Annotated in this window: 17 protein-coding genes; 5 read left to right on the top strand and 12 right to left on the bottom strand. The window is 42.2% G+C overall.

Annotation, left to right across the window (positions count from 1 at the left end):
* Positions 1-72 precede the first annotated feature (72 nt).
* Entirely contained in the window at positions 73-1254 is a 1182-nt protein-coding gene (locus L4C37_RS15670; RefSeq protein ID WP_137371674.1) for an MFS transporter, read from the bottom strand.
* A 178-nt stretch (positions 1255-1432) separates the two neighbouring features.
* On the opposite strand from L4C37_RS15670, the gene L4C37_RS15665 reads away from it, so the two are divergent.
* On the top strand, positions 1433-1930 hold the full coding sequence (locus L4C37_RS15665; protein WP_273293501.1) for a GNAT family N-acetyltransferase: 498 nt from the start codon (positions 1433-1435) through the stop codon (positions 1928-1930).
* Between the two features lie 95 nt (positions 1931-2025).
* Here L4C37_RS15665 and L4C37_RS15660 read toward each other — a convergent pair whose 3' ends face one another.
* On the bottom strand, positions 2026-3081 hold the full coding sequence (locus L4C37_RS15660; RefSeq protein ID WP_429769124.1) for a phosphotransferase: 1056 nt from the start codon (positions 3079-3081) through the stop codon (positions 2026-2028).
* Between the two features lie 55 nt (positions 3082-3136).
* The gene (locus L4C37_RS15655) at positions 3137-3415 is read right to left on the bottom strand and encodes a GNAT family N-acetyltransferase (protein WP_273293504.1); all 279 of its coding nucleotides are present in this window, start codon (positions 3413-3415) and stop codon (positions 3137-3139) included.
* Positions 3416-3561: 146 nt separating this feature from the next.
* Between L4C37_RS15655 and L4C37_RS15650 the strand changes: the two genes are divergently transcribed.
* On the top strand, positions 3562-4308 hold the full coding sequence (locus L4C37_RS15650) for a flagellar brake protein (protein ID WP_137371678.1): 747 nt from the start codon (positions 3562-3564) through the stop codon (positions 4306-4308).
* Positions 4309-4597: 289 nt separating this feature from the next.
* Here the strand turns inward: L4C37_RS15650 and L4C37_RS15645 are convergent, their stop codons facing one another.
* Entirely contained in the window at positions 4598-6958 is a 2361-nt protein-coding gene (locus tag L4C37_RS15645; protein ID WP_429769123.1) for a Lon protease family protein, read from the bottom strand.
* A 326-nt stretch (positions 6959-7284) separates the two neighbouring features.
* On the opposite strand from L4C37_RS15645, the gene L4C37_RS15640 reads away from it, so the two are divergent.
* Positions 7285-7779 (top strand): hypothetical protein, encoded by a 495-nt coding sequence (locus tag L4C37_RS15640; protein WP_137371680.1) that lies wholly within the window; start codon positions 7285-7287, stop codon positions 7777-7779.
* A 12-nt stretch (positions 7780-7791) separates the two neighbouring features.
* Positions 7792-9420: an ABC transporter ATP-binding protein gene (locus L4C37_RS15635; protein ID WP_137371681.1), complete on the top strand. Its 1629-nt coding sequence runs from the start codon at positions 7792-7794 to the stop codon at positions 9418-9420.
* 16 nt (positions 9421-9436) lie between these two features.
* Here L4C37_RS15635 and L4C37_RS15630 read toward each other — a convergent pair whose 3' ends face one another.
* The 3 genes from L4C37_RS15630 to L4C37_RS15620 form a co-directional block, all read right to left on the bottom strand.
* Positions 9437-9763 carry a hypothetical protein gene (locus tag L4C37_RS15630; RefSeq protein WP_429769122.1) on the bottom strand — a complete coding sequence of 109 codons (327 nt, stop codon included), beginning with the start codon at positions 9761-9763 and terminating at the stop codon, positions 9437-9439.
* A gap of 79 nt (positions 9764-9842) precedes the next feature.
* Positions 9843-10856, bottom strand: a complete 1014-nt coding sequence (locus L4C37_RS15625) for a LacI family DNA-binding transcriptional regulator (protein WP_137371682.1) — start codon at positions 10854-10856, stop codon at positions 9843-9845.
* 189 nt (positions 10857-11045) lie between these two features.
* Positions 11046-14123 carry a GH116 family glycosyl hydrolase gene (locus L4C37_RS15620; RefSeq protein WP_429769121.1) on the bottom strand — a complete coding sequence of 1026 codons (3078 nt, stop codon included), beginning with the start codon at positions 14121-14123 and terminating at the stop codon, positions 11046-11048.
* Between the two features lie 66 nt (positions 14124-14189).
* Here L4C37_RS15620 and L4C37_RS15615 point away from each other — a divergent pair, with 66 nt between their 5' ends.
* A complete protein-coding gene (locus L4C37_RS15615; RefSeq protein WP_429769120.1) occupies positions 14190-15134 on the top strand; it encodes an aldose 1-epimerase in 945 nt (314 codons plus the stop codon).
* Positions 15135-15195: 61 nt separating this feature from the next.
* Here the strand turns inward: L4C37_RS15615 and L4C37_RS15610 are convergent, their stop codons facing one another.
* The 5 genes from L4C37_RS15610 to L4C37_RS15590 form a co-directional block, all read right to left on the bottom strand.
* Entirely contained in the window at positions 15196-17610 is a 2415-nt protein-coding gene (locus L4C37_RS15610; protein WP_429769119.1) for a glycoside hydrolase family 94 protein, read from the bottom strand.
* A gap of 104 nt (positions 17611-17714) precedes the next feature.
* On the bottom strand, positions 17715-18806 hold the full coding sequence (locus L4C37_RS15605; RefSeq protein WP_009846155.1) for an ABC transporter ATP-binding protein: 1092 nt from the start codon (positions 18804-18806) through the stop codon (positions 17715-17717).
* A complete protein-coding gene (locus L4C37_RS15600; protein ID WP_429769118.1) occupies positions 18806-20155 on the bottom strand; it encodes a GH1 family beta-glucosidase in 1350 nt (449 codons plus the stop codon). The genes L4C37_RS15605 and L4C37_RS15600 overlap by 1 nt, the downstream gene beginning before the upstream one ends.
* Positions 20156-20172: 17 nt before the next feature.
* On the bottom strand, positions 20173-21021 hold the full coding sequence (locus L4C37_RS15595; RefSeq protein WP_180033665.1) for a carbohydrate ABC transporter permease: 849 nt from the start codon (positions 21019-21021) through the stop codon (positions 20173-20175).
* A gap of 46 nt (positions 21022-21067) precedes the next feature.
* A complete protein-coding gene (locus L4C37_RS15590; RefSeq protein WP_137371688.1) occupies positions 21068-22054 on the bottom strand; it encodes a carbohydrate ABC transporter permease in 987 nt (328 codons plus the stop codon).
* Positions 22055-22116: the final 62 nt, after the last annotated feature.

Here is a 22116-nt window from a genome sequence, read left to right as displayed (position 1 = left end):
TCCCTGCTTTATTTTATGTTGAACCGACTCATCACTTTTAGCCGAGTGAAACAAGCCTGATCGACTAAACTATTAACGCCAACTTAAAAAACGCACTTCGTTCCCTTCATCTGGCTTTCTCGGAATGTTCAATGACAACAATAAAGAAATAGCCGCCATACCCGCGCCAATATAGAAAACACTCGCAGGAGAGACTAACCAAATCACACCAAAGGTAACCGGGATGACCACCGCTGCAATATGATTAATGGTGAAAGCTACACCTGCTGTTGATGCCATATCTGCTGGGTCTGCAATTTTCTGAAAATACGTTTTTATAGCCAGAGCTAGCGCAAAGAAAAGATGATCGACCACATAAAGCGCTGCCGCCCATTCCGCTGTTTCAACTAACGCGTAGCCAACGAACACAAAGATTAATCCAACGTATTCAAATGTCAGAGCCTTTCTCTCGCCCACAACGCCGATAAACTTACCAATACGCTTGGCAAACAAGAAGTTAAATAGATAATTGATTAAGAACAGTAGCGTAATATCAGCAGCAGAATAACCAAATTTCTCTACCATCAAGAAACCCGCAAAAACGGTGAATATCTGCCTTCTCGCACCACTCATAAACGTTAATGCGTAGTACAGCCAGTAACGCTTTCTCAGAATTAACTTTTTATGTTGCTGAGTTTGCGTTTGGAATTCCGGGAATGAAAAAGCCATTACCATCACCAAAATAAAACCAATCCCGCCGGTAATGCCATACACCCATTTAAATTCAAGCTGAAATTGCTCCAGCATCAACCATATAGAGCCATAAGTGATCAATGACGCTAATGCTCCCACTGAAATCATTTTACCCAGCATTTCAGGGGCTTCTTGTTTACTTAACCATTGCAATGAAAGGGACTGCTTGAGAGTTTCAAAATAATGAAAGCCTGTAGACATCAATAATGTCGTCAGTAACAAGCCAAATAAAGAAGGAAATAAACCCGTAATGGCAGTGCCTACCGTTAACATTGCCAAAGAGACCAGCATAAATCGTTGCTCGCGAATAAACAGCAATACAAATACAACCGTAAACGCTAGAAAGCCTGGGATTTCACGCACACTCTGCAGTAACCCAATATCGGCGCCATCGAAGTTAGCTTTTTCAATAACAAAATTATTCAATAAAGCCATCCAACTCGAAAAAGCGATAGGGACGATGATTGATATCAAAATTAAGAAGTTTTGAGGAGTCTTCCAACTCTGTGAATGTGCTGACATATCGGTATCCATGCAAATGATTGAACTATCTTACTCCTGCTTATCAAAAATTAACATCAAGTTAACCTTGAACGGTTTAGGGAAAATAGGTTATATCTAGATGATCTAATAAATTATTATTTTTCAAAGAGCTAGCGGCTGTATTCCGCTAACTTAAAATAAGCACAAGGAGTCATGTATGGAAGTTATCATTCGCCCAGCGCAAGTTTCAGATGCACAAGGTCTTTGCGATTTGTATTCTCAACCGAAGGCGCAACGAGAAACCCTACAGCTCCCAAACTCTTCACCAAAACTCTGGATTGATCGACTCAGCAATATACCAACTGGCGTGTACAGCTATGTGGCTGAAGTTGACGGGAAGATTGTCGGTAATATTGGATTTCAACAAAATCAAAGACCAAGAAATCAACATATGGCTTCCTTTGGTATGGGTGTGCATGATGACTTTAGTGGTCTTGGTATTGGCAGTAGACTATTAGAAACGGTGATTGAACTTGCCGACAATTGGCTCAATGTTCATCGCATTCATATTGAAGCCCATTGCGATAATGAACGGGCGATCGCACTTTACAAAAAATTTGGCTTTGAAATTGAAGGGGAAGCGAAAGACAACTCTTTCAGAGATGGTGAGTTTGTGAACACTTACTATCTAGCGCGTATAAGACCATCTAAATAGGTTAAATTAAACCTCAGTTCAAACCACGCGTTAATAAATACTGAAGCGGTCAATCTATCATTTATATTGACCGCTATTTTCCTCACTTTTCAATTTCACTTTTTACTTTCATTTTTACGTTCGCTTTGAAATTCATTAACGACTGAATTTGCCATGCTCTCAGTGTATGAATTTATCTTCCAGTGATTGGGGCTCCACCCTTTAACAAAGCGGTGAAAATCAGCCCAAGCGACGTAAAACATAGGTCTCCATGATGCTTCTACTTCAGGAAACGATAAATGAGGTTGGTAGCGAGTAAGCGCTTCTTGTAAATAACCAAAATAGCTTTCTAGCAGTTCACTTTCCAAGCCATCACAATATTCAGGTTCTACTGCGCTACTCATAAATAAAGCGACATCTTTCATCGCGCAGCCGTGTCCTACATATTGAAAATCAACGGCGGCAACTTTGTCACCTTTCAGGTTAAAGCAAAAATTCGCCAGCTTAGCATCGCCATGAACTAGGGTTTGAAATGACGCTTGTTTTAGTTTTCGATCAATAGCCTCTGCTTGAGCTTTCAAAGGTAAATCTTGCAAGGCGTCTAGCTCATCAGGGCGCGTATCCAAGTGCCAGTAAGTGCCGCTTTCCCAGACGTCATTAGCTTCTGTTCCAATATGCTTTGCATGAAAATTAGCTAACCATTCTAAGCACGCATTACGCTGCATTTTATTCGCGGTTTGGTGAGTATTCGGAAAACCCAAGTCTGCTAAGTCTTGCATCACGATAAGCCATTCATTATCGCTTTGCTTACAGAGTAAGCCTTTAGGCACAGGACAATATGGATCAAACACTTGTGTATGATCTTGATACCAGGATGTTTCTACTTGGTAAGAGCCTACTTTTCTTAGGTGAGATCGCTCAGTATTCCACCCTTTAGGATGTTCTGATTTATCAGGTAAAGAGACATGTTTGACGATGAGATTCGGTGAGGTAATTGCATTCGGCTTAGACAAATCATCATTACCCAAATTACCATTGTCCAAACTCTTCTCATCGCAAAATGATAAGCGCACTAATTCCCCATATCCGCCCCATAAACCTTGAATCACTTCAACATTAAATGATGCTTCTATATCTAAAGATGAAACGATATTTTGATATGTAAAATTCAAACGCCTAAACCTGTTTTTTGTTTTTAAAAGAAGCTATAGCTTGATATGACTAAAGCTACTCAGCCAAAAGATGCGACCATTGCGGGTTTCTAGACATGTAATGCACAACATAAGAGCACACCGGTATTATAGATAAACCTTTTTTATCTAATTCAGTCAGCATCGTCTCCATCATCACTTTCCCATACCCTTTCCCTTGTAGAGCGTCTGGAATTCGAGTGGAATTAATGTGTAATACATCGCCATTTTGCTGATATTTAATCAAAGCAAACGATTCGTCGTTTAACTGAACCATCATTTGGCTTTGATCGCGATCCCATTTTAATGCCTTCATTCGCAACCTTCATCAATTATTAATAGTAAACACAACAATAATTTGAACTCTTTAAATCTTACTAATAAAATAGTTTACGTGCATGTAAATGGCACATGATGTCTAAAATAATTATAAGTTACACGTTGGCGTACAGGGAACATGGAATGAACGCACCACTAAAGAAACACGTTGAACGCAATGAGGTGCATCCAGACTCTCGCAATAAAACAGTTTCAACACTGAACAGTACTGATGCCCTATCAATGGTAGAGCATGGCAGTGAACTCACATTAAATGTCACCACCCCTGTTGGTACAAAATTCCTCACTATGACCAACTTCATTGGTACTCATAGTGACAATTGTGTAGTCATTGAATTACCCAAGATTTCGAACGACGATCTTTCCTTCTTTTTCCAAGAGGGCTTTTGGATGACAGTGCGGGCACTTTCCCATCGAGGAGAAGGGGCTTTAATTCATTTCCGCAGTCAGATAAAACACAAAATAGGCGACCCTTTCCCACTGCTTGTTATTTCAATACCCAGCACAATGCAGGTCACTCAACTGCGTAAAGAAACTCGCTATGAAGTTAATTTAGGTGGCAACGTCATCATGAATAACTCACGCATTGGCTGTGAAATCCGTGACTTATCCAAATGCGGCTGCCGTATTGTGACCTCACCGACCACTAAAACCCTTCAAGTAGATGAAAAAATATCGATTGATGTGACGCCTGAAAATTATCAAGGACCGCTCATTCCACCGCTCAAGGGCAAAGTCTGTAACCTTCAAAAATCGACTCACTACGCAAGGTATGGAGTAGAGTTTGATGACATTGGTAAGTCCAACGTAAAGAGCCTTCTCAACCGTTTAAAATTTGATGGAACAAAACTGCGCTTACGTCAGTCTTAATTTACAGAAGTCAAAATATACGACAGTTTTAACGCGGCCCTTTAGCCTTTTTCCTATGCCTGTTTATTTCTATATATTCCTTCTAATTTATTCCTCAAAAATATAGCTTTCTAAATCAATACTCTGAGTTGTAAATTCCCGTTAAAAAAAAGCAGCCATACTTTCATATGGCTGCTTTTAATTTAGAGTAAAAACGTCATTATCTGCTTTTTAATCTCTATTAACTTCTCAAGTTGCTCTTTCCAAGTTGAGACTTACTCTTTCATAGATTGAGAATGACTCTAAGCTATTATTTACGTAAAGCATTTAACTTAGCTTGAGCAATACCAAAGATCGTATTAATTGGGTAACTGCCTTCGTCACTGGCTTCTCCTGCTGCCTTACCCGTAAATAATTCGATAGCTTCAGTTACGTGGTCAATTGCCCATATATTAAACTCACCTTTTTCAACCGCTTTAACGATATCTGAGCGAAGCATTAAGTTATGTGCATTAGAACGAGGAATAATCACACCTTGCTCATTAGTTCGACCTTTGATTTCACAAACATCAAAGAACCCTTCAATTTTCTCGTTCACACCACCGATAGGCTGTGATTCACCAAACTGGTTCATTGAACCTGTAATCGCAATATCCTGACGGTTAGGCTGCTTAGAAAACGCAGACACAACGGCACAGAATTCCGCCATGCTGGCACTGTCTCCGTCAACTCCGCCATAAGACTGCTCAAAGGTGATATTAGTGGTTAGAGGCACTTTAGCCGTACGACCAAATACTGAAGACAAATAAGCAGAAAGAATCATCACACCTTTTGAGTGAATACTGCCACCAAGGTCAACATTCCTTTCAATATCAATCACCTCACCATCACCATAGGCAGTAGTGGCTGTAATACGATTTGGCGTTCCAAACATATGGTCACTGGTGCTAAGAACGGATAGAGCGTTCACCTGCCCAACCGCTTCACCATCTGTTCGAATAAGCGTGGTGCCATTAGTGAACGTTTCCATCACACTGTCTTGCAAGCGACCGACTCTCATTTGTTGATTTGCTAGGGCTTGTTCCACATGACTGGCTCTAATCAAATTCGACTTTGAGCTTTTCGCCACGTAGTTAGATTCTCGTAACAAGTTAGCCGTGTGAGCAGAGTGCAAGGACAATTTGCCTTGATCGCCCGCCTGACGAGAGCTGTGCTCGATAATTCGACCAATCGCTTTTCGGTCACAATGCAGCATACCGTTATCATGCACAATGCTTGAAATAAAACGTGCGTAGTGCATTTCTGAATCCGGAGAACGCTTCATTTCATCTTCAAAATCAGCGGTAACACGGAACAATTCTGCGAACTCTGCATCGTAATGTTGCAGTAGTTGATAAGTACGATAATCCCCAAACAAGATGATTTTCACATCCAATGGGATAGGTTCTGGATCAAGCGAAACCGCCCCAGTTAGAGTGACCTCTTTTTCTAAAGACGTGAGGCTTAATTGACGTGAACGCAAGGCTCGTTTTAGACCATCCCATACATAAGGCTGCTCCAGAACTTTCACCGCATCCATAAGCAATACGCCGCCATTAGCTCGGTGTAAACTACCCGCTCGAATCAAAGAGAAATCCGTAAATACGGTGCCTTTAAATGTGGCTGTTTCTACATAACCAAACAGAGAGTGATAGTTCGGATTTTCTTCCACCACTATCGGAAACTTGTTCTCTTTTTGGTTAACAATGACATTCACTTTATAACGACGAGGCATTTTCTTATCGAGTGAAGCCGTCGCTATTTCAGCTTGTTCATTACTTTCTTCTAGGAAAATATCAGCATTTTCAACGATGTCTTTTTGTAGATCAGTCAGATACTTTTTAATATCAGGGTATTGGCTGTAATCTTTCTTCAATTGCTTAATAAAATGAGTAATCACATCTCGAGTAGTGTCATCATTAAGCTTTTCAATTTTTTCAGTATACGTTTCTTCAAGTTCAGTTAGATCACGAGAAATCGTGCGTAAGCCGACTTCCAACGCATCAATGGTTTTATCAAATTGAGCTTGGTCTTCTGGGGAAAGCAGATCAAAGCTTTCCTCGGTATGCAACTCTTCACCATTCATCGCAACAAATTGATAATCACCTTGCGTTGTAATAGTTAAGTTAACGCCTTTCTCTTGGGCTTCTTGACTAATCGCTGCCAGCGCAGCTTGTTGTTTACTGGCAAGTTGGTTTTTAAGCTTATCCGCACGCCCGAAGTACATTTCGTTATCAAATGCTAATGGCATGGCTTTTAACAGCTTGGTCATTAACTTTTCAATATCATTCTTTAAGCTGCTGCCAACACCGCATGGCAACTTAAGCACCTTAGGTGTTCGAATATCTTCAAAGTTAGCCACGTAGCACCAATCATAAAGTTCATTTGCTTCATGTGGGTGGCGGTTTAAATAACGCAGGATCATGGTTCTTTTACCTAAACCATTTCTCCCTATCGCGTAAATGTTGTAACCCTTTTCCTTAATTGACATAGCAAATTCAACGGCTTTTTGCGCACGTTCTTGCCCAACTATCTCATCAATGGGAGCCAGTTCTTTGGTCGACTTACAGGGTAGCTTTTCGAGATCAGCTGCTTGATAGAGCTGCTCTATATTGAGTCTTTGAATCGCCATCGCCGCCTCCTTAGTCCTTTATTATTTTGGGTGTAGATAAAATCAGTGTAGATGCAATTCTCAATAATTTTAGTGACTTACGCAACATCATGGTTCAAGTGAACAAATAACATACAAATCTATCGAGTTTTCTCTAGTTTATGCCTAAAACCTTCTACCCGCTTTTGCACTCTATTCGTGTTCCGTATCAATTATCTATTCATACATCATATCAATTAGCTACGCCCATTTTGATTACGATCCTTCGCTAAACTAAATGATTTTAATTTGCAATTGATAATAAATATCATTAACATCCCTGCATCTTATAAAAAGGAGATGGGAACATGGAACTTGAACAATGCTGGATGTATTATTTAAAAGCAGAGCAGTTAATGGAACAAGGTCACTGGCCTGAAGCTCAGCGCCTATACCATGATGTTTTAAGCCACCTCCCAAACCACATTCAAGAAGCCGCTTTTGAAAGTAACATTAAGCCCTGTCAATTTGCTTGCCTGCTTGCAGGTCTTAGAGACGCGAGCGTTGCTCAATCAGAAATATTGAATCGATTAGGTCAACAGCAACAAGCTTTCGACACCTTGAATCAATCTTATGCGCTCTTGCAATTCATCTCCCTTGAAAATACCAGTCTCATACAAAGAACTTACTTACTGCTCGAAAAGCAAAGTGAAGATCTACTCAATCACTTAATCGCTTTTTGCAGTGCTCAAAGGAGCTCGCATTGGATGCTGGAGCTCGAACAAATACAACGAGCACATCACCACTTTGGGCAACTTAAATCGACACCTGAGACTCATTCATCTCCAAATGTCTTAAATTGATAAGGACGTATCATGTCAGACCAAGCCATTCTCAATGTAGAAAATCTTTCTGTTAGTTTCAAAACGAATGATGGAATCATTGACGCTGTAAAAGGCATTAATTTCTCACTAGAAGCAGGGGAAACGCTCGCTATTGTGGGCGAATCAGGCTCAGGAAAATCGGTATCGAGTAACGCTCTGATGCGTTTACTGCCTGACAATGCCATTTTGCACCCTGAATCTAGAATTGAATTTGAAGGTGAAGAGGTTTTACACAAAACCGAACGTCAAATGCAGGCAATACGTGGCGATAGAATTGGCATGATTTTCCAAGAGCCAATGACCTCTCTCAACCCCTACTTACGTGTTGGCATACAAGTCGCAGAGGCGATCATGTGCCACCGAAAGGTAAGTAAATCCGATGCCAAGAAACGCGTTCTAGAATTGTTTGAGCTTGTCCATTTACCAAACATTGACCAAGCCTATACCAAATACCCTCATGAATTTTCTGGTGGTCAACTGCAACGTATCATGATAGCAATGGCTCTTATCAACGAACCTGACATTCTAATCGCGGATGAACCGACAACCGCATTGGATGTAACCGTTCAAGCTGAAGTTCTAGGGTTGATTAAAGAAATCCAAGAAAAGATGGGCATGGCTATTTTATTTATTACCCACGATCTTGGGGTGGTCAAACACTTTGCTGACCGTGTTCTGGTGATGTGTAAAGGTGAGTTAGTAGAAGAAGGCGAGACACAAGCCTTATTCAATGATCCGAAACACGAATACACTCGCATGCTTATCAATTCAATTCCAAAGGGACAAAAAGACCCAATTGAACCTGATGCGCCAGATCTACTCACGGTAGAAGATATCCGCGTTAAATTTCTAGTGAAACAACATTTCATTAAGAGCAAAAACCAGTATTTTGAAGCGGTTAAAGGTATTTCCTTGTCGCTTAAACAAGGTGAGACGTTGGGAATTGTTGGTGAATCCGGCTCAGGTAAATCGACCCTTGGGCGCGCATTGATTGGCTTACTTCCTTCTACGGGGCGCATTGTTTACAAAGGCAAAGACCTTAGCTTGCTTACAGACACTGAACGCTTTGATTTAAAGAAAGACGTACAAATGGTGTTCCAAGACCCATATGGTTCTTTATCACCAAGAATGACAGTTGGCGAGATAATCACGGAAGGCTTAACCGTGCATCAACCTCACCTATCTAAAAAAGATCGTTTACAACGTGCTCGCATAGCACTTGAAGAAGTTCGTTTAGAAGCTAATTCAATTAACCGATACCCGCATGAATTCTCTGGTGGTCAAAGGCAACGTATCGCCATTGCTCGTGCATTAATTTTAGAACCATCATTCATTCTATTAGATGAGCCAACGTCAGCACTTGACCGTTCGGTTCAATTAACGGTTATTGACCTACTAAAAGATATTCAGAAAAAACACAATATCGGCTTCTTATTCATCAGCCATGACTTATCTGTTGTTAAAGCATTATCAGACCGCGTGTTAGTAATGCAGAAAGGTGAAGTAATGGAACAAGGCACGGCAGATGAGATTTTCCATAACCCTCAGAATGAATATACACAGAAACTGATTGATGCATCTTTCGATTTGGATGAAACACCGAAAGAAAATGCAGCTTAAATTGAACTAATTGGAATTAACAACGTCTTATAGATATACCATCTTGGATAACTCCTGAATGGACTGGAGCAAGAATGGATATAGCTAATCTGGTTTGGCCGCCAAAAACAAAAAAAGTCGCATGGAGGCGGCTTTTTTTGTGTCTGTAGCTTTGTACTTCATCTGTCACTTTTACTTCATCTGTCACTTTTACTTCATCTGTCACTTTTACTTCATCTGTCACTTTTACTTCATCTGTCACTTTTACTTCATCTGTCACTTTTACTTCATCTGTCACTTTTACTTCATCTGTCACTTTTACTTTATCTATAACTATTAGCTCACCTGTATCTTTTTGCTTCACCTTTAACTGTTAGTTTCATCTATAACTGTTAATTGCATCTGCAAATTCTGGGATCACCTAATCACATTGAGCCACAAACTTACCGATACAAAGACTTTGTCGATTCACGAACAATCAAATCAATCGGTGGCAACCTTGCTTCGTGTCTTTCTCCTGACAGAAGGTTAAGAATAGACTCTGCACATACTTCGCCTATTTCTTCGATTGGCTGCCTGAGTGTAGTCAGTGCTGGGGTGAAGTATTTAGACGTAGGTAAATCATCAAAACCAATAACTGAAACATCTTCTGGGACTTTATATCCATGATCATGAAGCGCTTTAATAGCACCGTAAGCCGTTTGATCATTAGCAGCAAACAAAGCCGAAAAATGCACTTTAGATTGAATAAGCTCTATCGTCTTCTCATAACCTTGCTCACTACTAAAGTCGCCTTGCTTGACTAGTTTAGGCATCACTTTGATACCAGCTTCACCTAATGCTTTTTTATACCCTTCAAAGCGTGAACCTGAATCCGGCTGTGAAGCTAACCCTTTAATATGCGCAATATTAACGTGACCTTGTTGTAATAAGTGCAAAGTCGCCATATAGCCACCGAGTACATTATCTATATTAAGTGAACGAACATTCTCTTCAACAATATCGTACCCAACCATAACGATAGGAATATCTTTAGCGTACTTAGAAATGTCTTCATTGGTCACACTCCCCGTGACGATGATCATGCCATCCACATTGCTTTTGGCTAAGTATTCCAAAGCATGGATTTCAAGTTTTTTTTGCCAATGACCCGTAGCAATCACAAGTGAATAGCCCTGAGCAATCAAGGTTTTTTCCATATCATTCAAAATGCGGCTGGTGTATGGGCTATCTGGGTGCTGGACTAACACCCCAACCGTCAATGTGCGACGATTAAGGTTATCTTGCACCTGAAAGTTGGGTTTGTACCCCGTATCTTTTATAGCTTGTTCAATATTCTGGCTTTTATCATCAGATACATAAGTTGTACGATTCAAAAAACGAGAAACGGTACTGGGAGAAACACCCGCGAGTTTAGCGACGTCGTATACTGTTGTTTTTCTAGTTTTAGTACGCATTTTTTCCCCTTAAGCCATTAAACGTGAATTTGAAGCCGTCTATGGCACTCGGTCATGGAAATGAGCTCATTAATACAATCCAATTCTAAGTACAGCAGGCTTTCAGCCGATAAAACAAGCTCTAAACCAAAAAATAGGGGGAGAACAATCTCCCCTCTCACTCAGTAATCATCAACTCAATTCATGAACCTATTCATATAAATAAGCGAATATCATTCCAGGTCTAAAATAGCGACCTGCGGTATATTTTAAACCCGTGTTCAATAACCACTTGTGTAAATTACTTGCCGTTTCAGCAGTAACGTCAACTTTAAGCATACTAACAAACTCATCAGTATCTTTCGTTAACATTGGGTTGACGCGTTTATCAAAAAATAAAATTTCTTGCTCAATCAAAGCATCTACCCATAACTTCGCTTCATTTATTGACAAGTTAAATTCATTTCCTAATTCAACCTCTGTTACGGATACAGAACAGTTAAACCCTTCGGGTGCTGCAAATGGTATCTTTGAGTAATCATATAAAGCGGTATACACCGTATCCATTAACTGCTCAGCTTGAGGGGTTTTACCCGCTAACTTTAACGCCGTTGCAACACTGAATTGAACGCCAATCCATACATCTTGAGCTTGAAAGGCTTCATGGGGTGAACCGTCAGCGAGTGTCATGTTTGCGATGCCCAATGTAGGGCTATTAATCTCAAAGTTGTGCTTATACACATAGTCTAGTGCACGTTGAATACGCTCTTCTGAAAAAATGCCTTCTAATCCAATTAGCTTTAGGTAGCTATCGGCAAGTAAGGCGTCACCAAAGCTATTATCTGAATCAGGAACTAGGTTTGAATACTCTTGCGTAAAAGCTTGAGGAGCGGTTTCACTGAGTGAGCGTTTCTTAGAGATCCTTTGAGATAACTTACTAAGGCTCATTGATGTGTCAGTTTGGTTTAAATAATCATTAAGAATATTTTTATCGGAAATAGCGTCGCCAGTCAAAGACAGACCTAAATAATCCAGTGCTTGGTAGCCTTCACCCGTTAAATGCTTAGCTTGGATAGGCGTCACAAAAAAGTGGTAATAACCCTCTTTTTCGTCCCACAAACTTTGATCGAGTGTCACTAACGCACGCTTTGAACGCTCTAGGTAACTTGCCGCTAATTCTGATTCACCAACCAGCACTGCCAATTCACTCGCCGCTTGTAATCCTGCAACCCACAGGCTTGCACAATAAATAGAAATGCCATGAGAAGCGAGGTTATCAAAAGTGTCGTCTGTGCCTCGAGTCAGTGGTAAATCATCACCTTCAGCAATCAAGCTAGACAAGAACTCAATGCTTTCTGTCACCGCTTGCCAGCACTCTTGAACGACTAAGATGTCTTGTGTGTTTTGATAGTGGCGGTACACCATAAGAATGTACTTAGGTGCTAAGTCCTTCCATTCTTTTACATTATGCCAACTGTAAGCATCAGGCTGGATATCGAATGGGCTTCCCAAATCATGTATCACAGCGCCCCTTACCGCCCTTACCCCTTGGTACTTTTCATCAATCAATTCAGCATTAGGCGTCGCTTCGTATTCCCAGTATCGGCGCTCGGTAAAGTCTTCCGCTAAAATGGCTTTAGAAAACTCTTTCATCACGCAGCCATCAAGCTCAGGCAGCAAATAAAGCAGAGAAAAAGATCCGTAGAAGTACACATCTAAAGAGTTAAAAAATGGGTAATCGACACACTCTTTCACTAAGAACTTATCGCCTTTATCCCATACTGTGGATTCTGCTAAAAAAGAGAGTGAATTCATTGCCATGGTTGAATAACGCAAAGCTGATTCAGGATTTTCTATTTTCTGCTGAGCTTCGGCCAAAAAATCTGCCTGCTGAGCCACAATAGTGTGTTCAATGTTTGCCAATTCAGGAAGTACATCATTAAGAATATCGATTGCAGGCATTGCTTGAGGGTAGAACTGAGTGTATGCCTTTTCTGAAACCCAATCGTTCAGTAGCACTTTACTGTGCGCCATTACTTGCGCAAAACGAAGATCGATCGCTTCGCCAGGTTCCAATTCTATTTGAACCGTAATTAATGCACTTAACGCTTCTCTTCCACTGTAAATTCCAGTTTCAAATTCCTCGTTAGTTCGGCCAGTACGTAAGGCGTATTCAACTTCTTTTTCGGTTTTAGACGTATAAAGAGAAGGTTTGACGGAAACAGACACCTTCCCTTCTTCAATCAGTTGTTTAGACGCTTGAACGCCGAAAACAACTTCTCCCTCAATGTCGCTTTGATATGAAGAGTCACTTATTAAGCGGGCCCCGGAAAACACCAAGTCACCATGATTCAAAGAAACCGAATCATGTTTCTGAGCGATCGAGTTTTGAGATAAGTAGCAAGCGGAATCTTGAATGCCATCACGACTTTTTTGGTAATTAGATCCAATCAGGTTTTGCAATGGTTGTACTAAAGTAATAACACGAGTTTGCTCTGACTTATTTTCACATTCAAAATGGTTCCAGTGGACAGGCAAAGAGCATAATTTTTTATTGCCTTGGACTATTGGGGAGACAACTTTTCTTCTAATTACAATATCATTGAAGCATGAATATGCATATTCAGAACATGGGTATAATGCTTGATAATCAATATCCCCATCATTAATTGAGTTTATAATGTTATTTTTCTTTGAAGTTAAAGATAATAATTCAGATGTATTATTACTTAACAAACCATTAAAGAAATCTAATGCAACATATATTTGGCAAATTATTGATGTACAGTCTTTTTTAATTAAAAATTTAGTCTTTTCTGAAAAACCCACACGCCACTTTATAAAATTATCTTTATTTTCATTATAAAAACCACCTGATAATAAAGCGGACTTAATCAATAACAGAGCTTCTGATATATTATTTTTATCTATTTTTATTCCATCAAACAAAGCTGGATAGAAATTCAAGTGCACACTAAGATCTTGAATTGAGATGACTTCTAATGAGTCTATAGATGGCACATCCATCACAGAAGCATAAAAGTCATTAAAATTAATATCTTGCTTGGTGCAATCAACAAATATACCCGGGATGAAACTGAAGTTCGGCGTGCTTCCATTAGCTGTTAAAGTGAATGTATTACCTATTCCCCCAACTGCCATCCCTGTATTTTCAGGCGTAGTAGATATTGGCGTATACCATGGCTGTATGAATTCAGCAGCATCACCTTTTTTGCATAACTGTTCGGCTTTACCAAAATATGTAGTGTATGGAATTTTATTTTTCATTTTTTAAAACCACCATTGAATATTTTATTCTTCTTGTTAATATCTTTAAAAAATGGAGACATCAACATGTTTAAAATTATAAATGAAAATTTTGGAAGTCTTGACGCTGTCACAATATTAAACTCCCAACATGGTATAGAACTACAAATAATCAATGGATTTGGCGCGATAATTAATAAATACATAGTTAATAATAGTCCATTCTCTTTTATTTGCGGCTATGAAAATTCTGATGAACTTATTAATCAGAATCCTTTTTATTCTCGTAGTGCGAAATTATTTCCATTCCCAAATCGACTAAATAACGGTCGTTATCAATTCAATAATCAAACACATCAACTTCCGGCTAATTTTTCATGGTCTGAACATGCCGTGCACGGGTTGCTTTATAACCAAGCTTTCTCAGTTGTTGCTTCATCAGCTAATGAATCAGAAGCGAGCGTAACGGTGCAATATTCCACCCAAAAACTTCATGAGGGTTTTCCATTTGCCTTTGTGTTGAATGTAACCTTCACTATCGATATTAATGGTCGACTTACGTGTTCCACCAGTGTCCAGAACCAAGGCAATCTAACCTTCCCATTTGGCGATGCTTGGCACCCTTACTTTTACTTAGATACCCAACGTGAAGACTGCACTTTAACCATGCCAACCTGTTTAGAACTCGAACACGTTGACGATTTACCTAATGGTCAAAAACACACTTTCAATGCATTTTCAAAAGGGATGTCACTGGCGGATAAGAACCTCAACAATTGTTTTGAATTTGAGACCAACACTCAAATCAACCTCACTCTTACACGCACCGATGCGAAAGCTTGTTTACATTACCAACAAGATTCGAGCTACCCATTTATTCAACTTTACACCCCTACAACAGAGCAAAGTATTGCAATAGAACCAATGACTTGCCCTGGGGATGCTTTCAATAACCATATTGGGTTACTGACTTTAGAACCGACACAAACCAAAACTTTTAGCTGGCAATGCCAAGCTCAATACCGCGAGTAGTAAGTCGCTCGAGCAGCTAAGACACAACGGATAAAGGGCGCACTAAGCGCCCTTTCCATTTCTAGCCTAAAATCACTTCAACGCTATGTTCACCTGAAGTAAATATAGGTGCCTTATTACCCGTTATTAGGTCCCCATTTACACGCATTTCAACCACGCCTTTACAAACATTATTTGGATTGGTCACATGGATGTTATAAGTCGCACCACGGAACTGGCGACGTACTTTAAACTCTGGCCATTCTGCGGGAATACATGGGTCCACCAGCAAACCATCCACTTCAGGTCGAACACCCAGAATCCATTGCGTACCCGCCACGTATGTCCAAGATGAAGTACCTGAAAGCCATGCATTACGCCCTAAACCAAATTGCTTATGTTCATCACCCAAGATGTTTTGTGGGTAGCAGTAAGGCTCAGATTCGAAGGTATCGATGTCGTCGTTCTTAGAAGCTGGGTTGATTTGACGGTAGTACTCATAAGCACGCTCACCGTTGCCCATTTTCGCTTCTGCGATCATCACCCAAGGGTTTGAATGCAGGAAGATACCGCCGTTCTCTTTAGCACCTGGTGGGTAAGTTGAAACACCGCCAAGTTGCGGATCAAAGCCGTTGTAACCAGGAGTTGAAAGCTTAATGCCATTCGCTGTATTCAGCTTGTTGTAAACAGAATCTAGCGCTTGAGTAGCACGTTCTTGAGTCGCGAAACCAGAGATCACAGGCCAACTTTGACCGTTGGTGTAGATCTGCCCTTGCTCGTTCTTGTGAGAACCGATTGGCAAACCCTGCTCATCAAAGTAACGAACAAACCATTCGCCATCCCAGCCGCATTCATTCACCGTATTCTGCATCTGTTGGTACTGATCTTTAAACTTAGCCGTCAGTTGCGCTTCGCCACGCAGCTCACACAAGTCCAACATGTCGAGCAGTGCTTTGCCGTACATGTTAGCCACCATCATAGACTCAGCACCCGTTGGCAGGTTCACCGTGTCATTCCAGTCAGCAAAACCTAACAACGGTAGGCCGTGCTCACCAGTATTGGTGTAAGTAAATTCAATCGCGCGGCACAGGTGATTCCAAACCGTTCCAATTTCAACTGGGTTGCCCGCTTTGTCTTTTTGATAGAACGGGATCTCTTTATTCAAGAAGTCTGCATTGCCCGTTTCTTTCACATATTGCGTCACCGCGTAGATGATCCACAGGTGATCATCACCGTAGTAATCAGGGCGATCTTCTTCTTCACGAGAGTCACCGGCGTTCGCTTCCATCGTTGATGGGAAGAACTGGTGCATCGCAGAACCGTTGGTGTTTTGTACAGATAACAGACGCTCAATGAACTCGCGCGCTTCTTCTGGCATGTGTGTAATTACGCCTAAAGTATCTTGCGAAGAATCACGGAAACCAATGCCACGAGCACCATAGCCAAGCTGATACAGAGACAGGTAACGAGACCAGTTTTTGGTGGTGTGACACTGACGTGGATTATGTACATTAAGCATTGAATTCATTGCCGGATCTGGCGTTTCAACCTGAACTGCTTGTAGGTAACCATCCCAATGTTCAGCCAGTTCAGCGAAAGCAGAATCGACCACTTGATGGTCACGATATTTAGCCAGCAGAGGCAATGCTGCTTCTAGGCTCTGTTCTTGCGCGATTTGTACAATCGTACGTTCAGTCTGCTCTGGAGATAACCAACCTAGACGCAGGTTCAGTGCGCCAATGTTGTCGCCACGCAAACACTCGGTGTTGCCTAATTCATCATTGTTCAGTGCTTCTGGCGCTGCCCATGTACCGTAGCCCAAATTACCTAGGAACGATTGGCGATCACCATCAAAAGACGTCGCAGGGCGATCCGCTGTCATCAGGTTCACCGCGTAGTCACGCTTCATGAAGGCATACTGCTCAAGCACGGTATGACCCGACTCTTGCTGGTGTGCTTTTAGCGTCATGGTTTGTGGAACCCAGTCCGCATTGAGTAGCTGTTTAAGCGCATCGAAGTGTGTAAATTCGTAGACAGGCACCACATCAACGTGCAGTGCTTTGTCTGAAATGTTGGTCACTTTGATGTCTTGTAGCAGTACTTGGTCAGTTTTTGGTACGAAGAAAGTCGCTTCACAACGCACACCAAAGGCTTCTGCAATGATGGTTGTGTATGACAAACCGGTGTGGTTTTCGAACTTATCTAACGGCTTCAAGGTTGGCGTGTAGAAAGGTGAGAACACCTCTACGTTGCCCGCTTCGTCACGCACCTTGAGGTACATGGTCGAGCCTTTAAAATCTGAATTTGGCAGTTGTGCAATGTACTTAGTGATACGGTTGAGTGCAGGATCGCCCTTACACAACAGGACGCCACCGTTGCTATCTACAATGCCACCGAAATCTAATGTGCCGACATAGTTACACCATTTGATCGGCGTACACGGTGTGGTTGCTACGTATTCTTTGTTTTTATCGTCAAAATATCCGAATTTCATCATCACTATCCCTAGCCCCTCCCAAATCAGGAGGAGCCAAAACAATTTGTCGTAAGTTGGTTGGTGTCAGCTCAATGGCTGACTTAAATTGACTAGCTCGTAATTGACTAGCTCGCTAACGAGTTCTCACTGAGAGCATCGAACAAGTGGAAAGCATCCAAATCCAAGTAAAGCGTCAGATCTTTTACATCCACTTCAGCCGCTTGGGTTTCAACCATCAGCGGTTGACCGCCAATTTCTGTTTTCAGAAGAATGCTTGCGCCCAGTAATTCCTTGTCTTTGATTTTCACAGGGAATGGCAGCACGCGGTCGTGGTCAACTTGCTCGGCACGTAGGTGAATGTCTGTTGGACGAACACCAAAATGCAGCGCTAGGTTCTTAGACGCCAGAGACTTAAAGCGTTCAGGCAGTGGGATATGAACATCTCCAATTTCAACGAAGTATTCGCCTTCTTTTTCAATCAGTTTTGCTTCCAACATGTTCATTGACGGGTTACCAATGAATTGCGCGACAAACTTGTTTGCAGGACGCTGGAACACCTCGGTTGGTGTACCAACTTGAGCAACATAACCGTCTTTCAGGATCACGATGCGATCCGCCAGTGTCATCGCTTCTATCTGATCGTGGGTTACGTAGATCGTAGTGGTTTTAAGCTCGCGGTGTAGATGTTTGATCTCTTCACGCATCACGCCACGAAGTTTTGCATCTAGGTTAGATAACGGCTCATCAAACAAGAAAACCTTAGGTGTACGAACCATTGCACGACCCATTGCCACACGCTGACGTTGACCACCAGAAAGCTCTTTTGGCTTACGGTTGAGTAGCGGGTCAAGCTCTAGCATTTTCGCCGCTTTTAGCACTTCTACGTCGATTTCTGCTTTTGGCATGCCCTTCAGTTTTAGCGCAAAGGCGATGTTCTCGTACACCGTCATATGTGGGTACAGAGCGTAGCTTTGGAATACCATCGCCAAGTCACGGTCTTTCGCGTCGACTTTATTCATCAATTTACCGCCAACCACGATGTCACCCGAGCTGATACTTTCAAGGCCAGCAAGCATGCGTAGCGTTGTCGATTTACCACAGCCAGATGGGCCAAGGAAAACCACGAACTCACCGTCTTCAACCGTGAAATCAAACTCTTTGACGACTTCAACATCACCGAATGATTTTTTGATGTTCTTAAATTCTACTTTAGCCATTATCTGTTCTCCTCAGCGCGCTCTAGCAGCATATTTCGGTACGCAATTGCGCTCTGTTTCAATGTTCTTTCTTGGGTGGTGTAGTCAACATGGACAATGCCAAAACGCTGGCAGTAGCCGAATGCCCACTCAAAGTTATCCATCAGGCTCCAAGCGAAGTAACCGTCGACTTTCACCCCCGCTTCAACGGCGTTGTGAACCGCCTCGATGTGACCTTGGAAATAACGAACGCGTTGGTCATCCATCACTTGTCCGTTAACGCGCTCGTCGTTGCCCGCTGCGCCATTTTCTGTGATGTAGATAGGTGGCATATTTTCGTAGCGAGCATCCAGTCTTACCAATAAATCGGTTAAACCTTGTGGGTTGATTTCCCAGCCAATGTAAGTGTGTTCAGCTTCAGTTTGTTTCACCGATTCAATATCGCCGTTCTCATTGAATCGAGCGACATTGCGTGTGTAGTAGTTGATACCGATGTAATCAACCGGTGCGCTGATGATGTCTAAGTCACCTTCAAGGATCATCGGCATGTTCATCGCTTGACGTTCAACCACTAACTGTGGGTATTCACCCTTCAATACTGGGTCGATGAACCAGTGGTAGTTCTCCGCTTCACAGTAGTCTGCTGCACCTTGATCTTGTGGCGTTAATGGGTAAGCCGGTGTCGCGTTGAATACCACGCCGTGCTTAGCGTTTGGCGCATTTTTACGAAGAATCGGCATCGCTAAACCATGACCTAACATCAAGTGGTGAGACGCTAAGTAGCCCTCTTTCTCGCCTTTGATACCTGGTGCGTGTTCGCCCCATCGGTAACCTAGAAATGCAGACACAAACGGTTCATTAAGCGTGGTGTACACGTCGATGTTATCGCCAAAGTACTTACTCACCACTTCTGCGTATTCTGCGAATTTGTAAGACGTTTCACGATTTAGCCAACCGCCCTTATCTTCAAGGTATTGCGGCAGGTCCCAGTGATAAAGCGTCACATACACCTTCATTCCACGAGCATGGCACTCATTAATGATCTGCTCATAAAATTCTAAGCCTTCTTGATTCACCACACCGTCTTGCGGCAGGATGCGCGGCCATGCAATAGAGAGACGGTAAGCATCCACGCCTAAACCTTGTATCATCTCGATGTCTTGTTGCCATAAGTGGTAGTGGTCACACGCCACATCACCACTGTCGCCGTTATCGACCTTGCCCGGTGTCTTACAGAAAGTGTCCCAGATAGACGGTGTACGACCGCCCTCTTCAACGCCGCCTTCGATTTGGTATGAAGACGTAGCCACACCGAATACAAATTCCTTACTGCGTAACTTTGAATCACTTGGAAGTTGATATTTATTCATTGTTATAACCCTTAAACCTAACCTTTGACTGCGCCGGACGTTAAACCACTGATCATCTGTTTCGATGCGAACAGGTAAGTGATCACGAGCGGTAAAATAGAAATTGTGGTACCTAGCATTACCGCGCCCCATGGCGTATTCGGAATACCTTGAACGCTTCGTAGCGCCTGTGTAATCACGTAATTATCTGGGTTATTTAGCACCACGAGAGGCTGCATAAACATGTTCCAGAAGAAAACAAATTGAACGATAGCCAAAGTTGCTAATGCAGGCTTCATCAGTGGCAATACCACGCTCCAGTATGTTCTGAACTCGCCAGCACCATCCAATTTCGCTGCTTCAAGTAGCTCTTTTGGAATCGATGCAATCACGTGCTGACGCATCAAAAAGATACCAAATGGCGTGGTGGTGAACGGTAGCCATACCGCCATGTGGTTATCCAGCAAGCCTAAGAATTTCACGATCATGAAGTAAGGGATCAAGCTAAGCACCGGCGGAATCGCCATTGAGCCAACCAGCATGCCGAACAACACATTCTTACCGCGGAACTTAAACACAGCAAACGCGTAACCACCCATGCTACAAAACAGCAGCGAGATGGTGGTGCCTAAGAACGCCACGTAAATCGAGTTAAACATCGCTTTCCAAAACGGCATGATTTCCAGCAGTTTTGCGTAGTTCACCATTAGGCTATCGCCAATCGCAAAGCTGATGCCAGAGCCGAAGATTTCCGAACGATCACGTGTTGAAAGCAGAGCTGACCATACAAACGGAAACACCGTAATGATTGCAGAAACCACCAGTAAAATGCCTAACATGACCATCAAGATTTTAGTCAGAATGTACATGCTGCGTTCGCTGGGCATCAAACCACTTAGTGGTGAGGTATTTGTCTTAATTGATGTCGACATCTTAATGTTCCCCTAAGCCTTTCTTACCGAAGAATAAAAATTGAACCAAGGTACACGTTGCAATGAGTGCAAACAGAAGCCATGAAATCGCTGACGCTGTGCCCATTTCTAGCCATTCCCAACCCACTTTGTAGAGGTACATAGAGATAGTTAAACCAGATTGACCCGTACCACCTGTACCACGCGTTAGAACGAACGGTTCTTCAAACATCTGCAAGTTACCGATGATGGTCATCGTGATAGCAAAGAAGATGAACGGACGAATCATTGGTAGTGAAATGTTCCAGAAACGGCGGAAGGCATTCGCACCGTCCATACGAGCAGCTTCTAAAATGTCTTTAGGAATCGTCATTAAACCTGTGGTGTAAAGGACGATGTTAAAACCGGTGTATTTCCAGAAAACCATGATTGCGATAGACGGCTTCACCATAGTGGCATCGTCTAACCAACGGATTGGTTGGAAATCGTTAACCCAAGCGAATGCCCAACCAAACAGCGTGCTATCGGCGAGAGCCATCAGCGTTTGGTTAATAATTCCAGAGTTAGGAGAGTACATATTGAAGAAAATCAGTGACGCTGCGACCGTTGATGTAATGAACGGTAGAAAGTACGCCGATGTTAGCCAGTGACGCATGCGGTCACCCATAGAAACCAACATGTAAGCTACTGGTATAGCGACTAAGTGCTGAGCCACACCTGACGTGATGGCTAGCCAAAGCGTGTTTTTTAATGAACGCCATAACCATGGGTCCGTTAAAGCGATGTGATAGTTCTCAAAACCCACGAACTCCATCGCATCCATGCCTCTTACCGGGTTCCACTCATGGAACGACAGGTAAACAGAGAACAACAGCGGGAAGATCCCAAATACAGAAAAAATGATCAGAAACGGCAGAAGGAATCCATACGGTGTAAGCGCTTTCAAATTCAGGCGAGAAAAAAGGCTTTGCTCCGAAGGTTCTATCGTTGTGCTCGCTGTATGATTCATAGTAACGACCTCTTAGAAAAGGAAGCGCGTTATCCACGCTTCCTCACTTACTTAAAAAATAA

The sequence above is a fragment of the Vibrio kagoshimensis genome (assembly GCF_050337535.1).
GTDB lineage: Bacteria > Pseudomonadota > Gammaproteobacteria > Enterobacterales > Vibrionaceae > Vibrio > Vibrio gallaecicus.
This window is presented reverse-complemented; position numbering and strand designations above follow the sequence as displayed.

Excerpts from the sequence above, each read along its gene's own strand:
- L4C37_RS15670 (WP_137371674.1), bottom strand. The coding sequence starts at position 1,254 with ATGTCAGCACATTCACAGAGTTGGAAGACTCCTCAAAACTTCTTAATT.
- L4C37_RS15665 (WP_273293501.1), top strand. The coding sequence starts at position 1,433 with ATGGAAGTTATCATTCGCCCAGCGCAAGTTTCAGATGCACAAGGTCTT.
- L4C37_RS15655 (WP_273293504.1), bottom strand. The coding sequence starts at position 3,415 with ATGAAGGCATTAAAATGGGATCGCGATCAAAGCCAAATGATGGTTCAG.
- L4C37_RS15650 (WP_137371678.1), top strand. The coding sequence starts at position 3,562 with ATGAACGCACCACTAAAGAAACACGTTGAACGCAATGAGGTGCATCCA.
- L4C37_RS15645 (WP_429769123.1), bottom strand. The coding sequence starts at position 6,958 with ATGGCGATTCAAAGACTCAATATAGAGCAGCTCTATCAAGCAGCTGAT.
- L4C37_RS15640 (WP_137371680.1), top strand. The coding sequence starts at position 7,285 with ATGGAACTTGAACAATGCTGGATGTATTATTTAAAAGCAGAGCAGTTA.
- L4C37_RS15635 (WP_137371681.1), top strand. The coding sequence starts at position 7,792 with ATGTCAGACCAAGCCATTCTCAATGTAGAAAATCTTTCTGTTAGTTTC.
- L4C37_RS15625 (WP_137371682.1), bottom strand. The coding sequence starts at position 10,856 with ATGCGTACTAAAACTAGAAAAACAACAGTATACGACGTCGCTAAACTC.
- L4C37_RS15620 (WP_429769121.1), bottom strand. The coding sequence starts at position 14,123 with ATGAAAAATAAAATTCCATACACTACATATTTTGGTAAAGCCGAACAG.
- L4C37_RS15615 (WP_429769120.1), top strand. The coding sequence starts at position 14,190 with ATGTTTAAAATTATAAATGAAAATTTTGGAAGTCTTGACGCTGTCACA.
- L4C37_RS15610 (WP_429769119.1), bottom strand. The coding sequence starts at position 17,610 with ATGATGAAATTCGGATATTTTGACGATAAAAACAAAGAATACGTAGCA.
- L4C37_RS15605 (WP_009846155.1), bottom strand. The coding sequence starts at position 18,806 with ATGGCTAAAGTAGAATTTAAGAACATCAAAAAATCATTCGGTGATGTT.
- L4C37_RS15600 (WP_429769118.1), bottom strand. The coding sequence starts at position 20,155 with ATGAATAAATATCAACTTCCAAGTGATTCAAAGTTACGCAGTAAGGAA.
- L4C37_RS15595 (WP_180033665.1), bottom strand. The coding sequence starts at position 21,021 with ATGCCCAGCGAACGCAGCATGTACATTCTGACTAAAATCTTGATGGTC.
- L4C37_RS15590 (WP_137371688.1), bottom strand. The coding sequence starts at position 22,054 with ATGAATCATACAGCGAGCACAACGATAGAACCTTCGGAGCAAAGCCTT.